The sequence below is a fragment of the Bradyrhizobium sp. LMTR 3 genome, assembly GCF_001693485.1.
Lineage (GTDB): Bacteria > Pseudomonadota > Alphaproteobacteria > Rhizobiales > Xanthobacteraceae > Bradyrhizobium.
This window is the reverse complement of sequence record NZ_MAXC01000008.1, coordinates 169,787-176,150: the sequence shown is the minus strand read 5'-3', so window position 1 is coordinate 176,150 and position 6,364 is coordinate 169,787. Positions and strand designations below refer to the sequence as shown.

At 59.6% G+C, this 6,364-nt stretch carries 8 protein-coding genes; 4 read left to right on the top strand and 4 right to left on the bottom strand.

From position 1 onward, the window contains the following. Positions 1-322 precede the first annotated feature (322 nt). Complete coding sequence (gene trpS, locus LMTR3_RS07570; RefSeq protein ID WP_065744458.1) at positions 323-1,342, bottom strand: tryptophan--tRNA ligase; 1,020 nt, start codon at positions 1,340-1,342, stop codon at positions 323-325. 297 nt (positions 1,343-1,639) lie between these two features. After that, entirely contained in the window at positions 1,640-1,906 is a 267-nt protein-coding gene (locus LMTR3_RS07565; protein ID WP_028347019.1) for a DUF2277 domain-containing protein, read from the bottom strand. Positions 1,907-2,036: 130 nt separating this feature from the next. Here LMTR3_RS07565 and LMTR3_RS07560 point away from each other — a divergent pair, with 130 nt between their 5' ends. Then, complete coding sequence (locus LMTR3_RS07560; RefSeq protein WP_065744474.1) at positions 2,037-2,276, top strand: DUF2188 domain-containing protein; 240 nt, start codon at positions 2,037-2,039, stop codon at positions 2,274-2,276. Between the two features lie 80 nt (positions 2,277-2,356). Further along, positions 2,357-3,421, top strand: a complete 1,065-nt coding sequence (locus tag LMTR3_RS07555; protein ID WP_065744473.1) for an alpha/beta fold hydrolase — start codon at positions 2,357-2,359, stop codon at positions 3,419-3,421. Positions 3,422-3,540: 119 nt separating this feature from the next. Here LMTR3_RS07555 and LMTR3_RS07550 read toward each other — a convergent pair whose 3' ends face one another. Further along, a complete protein-coding gene (locus LMTR3_RS07550) occupies positions 3,541-4,191 on the bottom strand; it encodes a hypothetical protein (protein ID WP_141686506.1) in 651 nt (216 codons plus the stop codon). Positions 4,192-4,572: 381 nt separating this feature from the next. Here LMTR3_RS07550 and LMTR3_RS07540 point away from each other — a divergent pair, with 381 nt between their 5' ends. Beyond that, positions 4,573-4,926, top strand: coding sequence for a hypothetical protein (locus tag LMTR3_RS07540; protein ID WP_065744455.1), 354 nt, complete (start codon positions 4,573-4,575; stop codon positions 4,924-4,926). A gap of 65 nt (positions 4,927-4,991) precedes the next feature. Then, positions 4,992-5,594, top strand: a complete 603-nt coding sequence (locus tag LMTR3_RS07535; RefSeq protein ID WP_065744454.1) for an MSMEG_1061 family FMN-dependent PPOX-type flavoprotein — start codon at positions 4,992-4,994, stop codon at positions 5,592-5,594. 214 nt (positions 5,595-5,808) lie between these two features. On the opposite strand, the gene bfr is transcribed toward LMTR3_RS07535, so the two are convergent. Beyond that, positions 5,809-6,294, bottom strand: coding sequence for a bacterioferritin (gene bfr, locus LMTR3_RS07530; RefSeq protein ID WP_065744453.1), 486 nt, complete (start codon positions 6,292-6,294; stop codon positions 5,809-5,811). Positions 6,295-6,364 lie beyond the last annotated feature (70 nt).

Below are 6,364 nucleotides of genomic sequence, written 5' to 3'. Positions count from 1 at the left end.
TTGTCGCCGCGCTTTATGACCCAACCGATCCAGAAATGGCTTGAGCCAGCGTCCAAGCTCTTCATTCCAATCCAGCGTGTTGCCAACCATGGTCGGCCCCTCCAAAGGCCGACTACCCATGAATCATTGGAAAACTGATTTGGGAATCCTATGCCGCTCAAAATCTGCCAAAGTAGTGCTAGGGCGTGTATTCATAAATCCCTGCCGCAGATCGGGGCGCGGACGTCTGCTGTACCCCTGATAGCAGTTCGATAGCAGACCTCACGCAGAGGTCCGAGTTGGGCTCAAATCTGGACATAGCTTGGCTTGGCCTCCAATCCGATTAATTCAGGGTGAATAGACCAAGCGCAGCGCGAACATCGTGCAAAGTGGTATCTGTTATCTCACGCGCTCGCGCGGTGCCGCGTTTGACGACTTGCAGCACATAGCCGGGATCGCGAGCGAGTTCGCGACGACGGTTTCGGATCGGCGTGAGAAGTGCCTGCAGCACGTCCTCCAGACGTTTCTTGACAATGCTGTCGCCCAAACCGCCGCGGATATAGCGTGCCTTCAAATCCTCAACCGCAATGTGATCTTCATCGAACGCATCCAAATACGTAAAGACCACGTTGCCTTCGACGCGACCCGGATCGGACGCCTTTAGATGGTTTGGATCAGTGAACATACGCCGGACAGCCTCGCGTATTTCGTCGGCCGTGGCCGATAGCTGAATGGTATTTCCCTGCGACTTGCTCATTTTGGCTTTGCCGTCGATGCCGGGAAGGCGTCCGACGCGAGGAATAAGCGCGTGGGCTTCCGGCAACACGTCAACACCAGCTTGGCGATTGATGCGGCGAACAACCTCATTGGTTTGCTCGATCAATGGAGCTTGATCTTGTCCAACCGGGACAATCGTCGCTTTGAAACCGGTAATGTCCCCGGCCTGGGCGAGGGGATAGCAGAGAAAGCCTGCAGGAATATCTCTGCCGAAACCTCGCGCCTGAATTTCGTCCTTGATGGTTGGGTTGCGCTCAAGCCGCGCCACCGTGACAAAGTTCATGTACAGCAGGGTCAAGTCGGCCAATGCCGGAAGATGCGATTGAAGACAGATCGTGCTCTGGTTAGGGTCGATGCCGACAGCGAGGTAGTCCGTCGCAACCTCAAGGACATTGTCACGCACCCGACCGGGATTGTGCGCGTTGTCGGTGAGGGCCTGGGTATCCGCCAGCAGCAGGTACTGCCGGTGCGTTGTCTGTAGGGCGACGCGGTTCTTCAACGAACCGACGTAGTGCCCTAGGTGCAACGGTCCAGTTGTTCTGTCGCCGGTCAAGATAACAGGGAGGGTGGCTGACGAATCTTGCATCGCGGTTCTCCAGATTAGGAGCCGCCATTCAATCGGACTTTCGATGAAAGCAACCTCGCAAGCCGATGAACGGCGGCGACGGTTGGTAATGACAAGGCCGTGCCGCTCCTAAGTGGAGCGCCACCACAAGTTCGCGAACGTGGTCACGACGACAGTCATGTGCACGATATTGACGAAACTTCCGAGGAAAGCAAGTCGTCTTGATGTCTCAAATGGGTCACGAGCGGTAATGCTGTCACCGATTAGAAGCTGTCCGCTTGGCAGTCAGAAGCCGACACGTCTTTACGAGTCCACGCCCTACCCAAACCGCGCCCGTGACCGCTCCCTCGCCTTCTCGGCCTCGACCTCGCGGTCGCGCGGCGGCGCGTTGGTCTGCAGCGAGGCCAGCAGGCGCCGCGCGCTGTCGGAGACTTCGGAAACCGCGCGGTTGAACGCCTCGGCGTTTGCCTGCGACGGCGAATTGAAGCCGGAGAGCTTGCGCACGAATTGCAGCGCGGAGGCATGGATCTCCGCGTGCGTGGCCGGGGGATCGAAATTGAACAGGGTCTTGATGTTACGGCACATGGTTCTCTCGTCTGCAGAGGTCTTCGATCAAGGACGAACGGCCGGTGCAAAATCCGACGGCGTGGCTTATTCTGTCATGAAACTGGCAGCGTGTTCACCCCTGTCGGCACCTGCAAGCAGCGAGTTCCCGATGCCCCACGTGACCTACAAGATCGTCGAACATGACGGCGGCTGGGCCTACACCGTCAACGGCGTGTTTTCCGAGCCGTTTCCGAACCGCGCCACGGCGCTGGCAGCCGCCCGGCGCGCAGCCGCCGAGCAGCGGGTGCCCGGCCGCACCGAGGTGATCGAATACGAAACCGATGATGGAAAATGGCGCTCGGAGACGGCCGCCGGCAATGACCGGCCGGAAACCGAAGTGGAAGGTTAGTGCATTGTTCGGCTGTCTGGTGTGCTAGGTTCCCCTGTCAAGCGGTCCGCAAAGACGGCCGCAGTTTTGGGGAGACCATGATGAACTTTTCGCATGCCGCCTTTTCGGCCGCCGCATTGGCACTGACCTCCATCACCGCCTTCGCCGCCGATTATCCCGTACCCAAGCAGCGCGACTGGATCGCCAAAAATTTCAAATTACACACCGGCGAGACGATGCCGGAATTGCGGTTGCACTATACCACGATCGGCGAGCCGACCGGTCAGCCCGTACTGGTGTTGCACGGCTCGGGCGGCTCGGCCGCCAGCATGCTGACGGCCACCTTCGGCGGGGAGTTGTTCGGCCCCGGCCAGCCGCTGGATGCCGCGAAATATTACATCATCATTCCGGATAGCGTCGGCCACGGCAAATCATCAAAGCCCTCCGACGGCATGAAGACGGCGTTTCCGAAATACAATTACGAGGACATGGTCGATGCGCAGTATCGCCTGGTCACGGAAGGTCTCGGCGTAAAGCATCTGCGGCTCGTGATCGGCAATTCGATGGGCGGCATGCACACCTGGATCTGGGGCGGCAAGTATCCAAAGTTCATGGACGCGCTGGTGCCGATGGCCTCACAGCCGACCGAGATGGCGTCGCGCAACTGGATGCTGCGGCGGATGATGCTGGAGACCATCAAGAACGATCCCGATTACAATCGCGGCAATTACATCACCCAGCCACGCATGATGAAATATGCCATCAATGCCTATGGCATCGCGACCGCCGGCGGCACGCTGGCCTATCAGGCGCTGGCGCCGACGGCGGCGAAAGCTGACAAGCTGGTCGACGACCGGCTGGCAACCGCTGTTACCGCCGATGCCAACGACTTCATCTACCAGTGGGAAGCCTCGCGCGATTACAATCCGGCGCCTGCGCTGGAGAAAATCGAGGCCACGCTGCTCTTGATCAACGCCGCCGACGACGAGCGCAATCCACCGGAAACCGGCGTCACCGAGGCGGCGATGAAGCGCGTCAAGAACGGCCGCCTGTTCCTGATCCCGGCCTCCAGCGAGACGCGCGGCCATCTCACCACCGGCAATGCGAAGTTCTACAAGAAGGAGCTGCAGGAGTTGCTGCAGAGCGCGCCGCAACGGGCGATGTGAAACGGCACGCGCATCGAAGCGAGTGCGCGATGTCGGGTAGTCATTTTCCCGAGTCGGGAAACGCCGATCTGCGGTCCCGCGGCTGGCGTTGCTTGATCCGATCATGCATTGCGAAAGGATCATCGAAACTCGGGGCAACTACCCCATGGGACGTTGCGCGCGCGATTTTTGTCGGAGCTACCTTTCAGCCCTTCGTGCAGAACGTTCACTGCCTGCAACTCGTATCGGTCGGTGGCGAGGTCATGAGAAAAGATCACGTCAATCGTCGTGTACCGCCATATCAGGCAAAGAACGCACGCAGGCGCGAAGCGCACTTGCGGCAAGTAGTATGTGAAACTGATGCGCGAACCGGAGCGATCCCGACGCATATCCGGTACTTCCAAAGTCTGGACGTATTCTGCGCCCATGCTGCGCATAACGGCATGGCCCGAAGCAAGTTGGCGATTCATGGACGCGTCGGGTCCAGCAAGCTCTCTGACATGTGAGAGAAGCTGATTGTTGAGATTGGTGTTGAAAGATGCTGTCGGGGCTCGAAAGCCATTGTCCGACGGCCAGAACACCCCATTCGACAGACCGGGCCATACTGTCCAGCGCTGCGCGCCGGCCCGAGACAGAATGCGTTGGTATTCGACGTCGCTAATGGAACCGATGCTGCATTTCTCCAACCCGAAGCGTTCGGTCAAGCTGAAAGCCCAAAGCAATAGGGGGAGCGCAAACAGCAATCCCACGGGTGAAAGCAGGCCTAACGCAATCTTCGGGTTCGTGCCCAACGCGTTTCCAATCGTGAAGATGACCGTAGGGCGGCTGCTTACACCAACCACGGGCGGTTAGAGCGCTTGTTTGGCAGCTTGCTGTGCAAGGCAGCTCACCGCGAATCCACACGCAAGATCGATAGCACGTTCGTGCTGCCCTATTTCAAGGCAGCAATCAGTTCGGTGCGACGGTTGAGCAAGTCGTGGCTCGCATCAAACTGTGTATGGGACGACCAGCCAGAAGTCACGATTTCGCACCGCATCAAATCTGCACCGCGCACATCGCTCATTATTTGAGCGTGCATGCGCGCGCGGGCTCCGCTTCAATTGTCCTTGCATTACGAATCGTCGGTGGCATGCGCCGTCGCGAGGACAAGACAAACGAAAGCGGAGGATCGTATGCGAAGGCTTGCGCCATTGGTCCTGCTCGCCTGCCTTTCGATGCAGGCCGGCGCAGCGCTCGCCGTCGACAGGGGCCAGTACGACCACGTGCCGCCCGATATCCGCGCCTGGTTCAAGAGCGTGATCGCGCCGAACGGCGTACCCTGTTGCGATATTTCCGACGGCCATCGCACCAGCTACGACGTTCGCGGCGGCGCCTATTGGGTGCCGATCGAGGGCCAATGGATGCAGGTGCCCGAGCGCGCGGTCATTCGCGACCAGGGCAACCCGATCGGCGAAGCCGTGGTGTGGTACGTGCATCACCGCGGCAGCATCATCATTAGCTGCTTCGTGCCGGCGGACGCGGTTTAGATTCTTCAAGATGACGGTGACACCGGCGAATGATAATCTGACGGAAAATCGCAAAGGAGCCGCCCTTGTCCGATCTTGCCCCTGGCGACCTCGCCACGATCTATCCCACTCCCACGCCGCGCGTGATCGCCAAGGCACGGCCGGAGATCGATGCGCATGCGAAAAAATTCATCGGCATGTCGCCGTTCTGCGTGCTCGCCACCTCAGGCTCGGACGGCAGCGTCGATGCGTCGCCGCGCGGCGGCAACCCCGGCTTCGTTCATGTCGCGGGACCGAACCTGCTCTTGATGCCGGATCGTTCCGGCAACAACCGGATCGACAGCTTTCGCAATATCGTCGAGGGATCAGGCTTCGTGCAGTTGATCTTCTTCGTGCCCGGAATCGACGAGACGCTGCGCGTCGGCGGCAAGGGGAAGCTGTCTGTCGATCCGGAGCTGATGGCGTCGATGATCGAATTCGGCAAGCCGCCGCGCGCGGTGCTGCATATCGACGTCAGGGAAGCCTATTTCCACTGTGGCAAGGCGCTGATGCGCTCGAAACTGTGGGCGGCCACGCAAGTCGAACGCTCGGTGATGCCGAGCATCGGCGAAGTGATCCACGATCAGACCGGACTTGGCGAGCGCGAAAGCCAGGCCGAGATCTACGAGCGCTACAAGACGCAGTTGTAGGGAAGATTGTTGGGCGACACGTACACCCTCCCCTGGAGGGGGAGGGTCGATGCGCGTGTAACGCGCGGCGGGGTGGGGTGACGGTCCCTCCACCCCCAACAGTGCCCGAGTGGAGAGATCACCCCACCCCGTCTCGCATGTCGCTACGCTCATGCGAGCCGACCCACGAGCGAGCTTCGCTCGTCTCGGACCCCTCCAGGGGAGGGTGAAAAGCTCAGTCCCCGTTCTCGAGCCCGCCGACGTGCTTTTGGGTGTAGAGCTCGAGGCCGATGCGCTGGATCAGGTCAAGCTGGGTTTCGAGGAAGTCGATGTGATGTTCCTCGTCCTTCATCAGGCTTTCGAACAGGTCGCGTGAGACGTAGTCCTTGACGCCATGGCAATAGGTTGCGGCTTCCTGATAGAGCGTGCGCGCGGCGATCTCGGAGGCGAGATCGCATTCGATGATTTCCCTGACGTTCTGGCCGATCCGGAGCGGATCGAGCACCTGCATGTTGGGAAAGCCGTCGAGGAACAGGATCCGATCGGTGAACTTGTCGGCGTGCTCCATCTCCTCGATGGATTCCTTGCGCCAGACCTTGGCAAAATCCAACAGGCCCCAATTGTTCAGGAGCCGGTAGTGCAGCCAGTACTGGTTGATCGCGGTGAGCTCGCTGCGCAGGCCCTTGTTGAGATAGTCGATGACCTTGGGATCGCCCTGCATGGTCCACTCCAATTTCTTCAGGCCAGAGGCGGCCTGACACTGTATTTAGAACGCTTCTAAATCAGTTTGG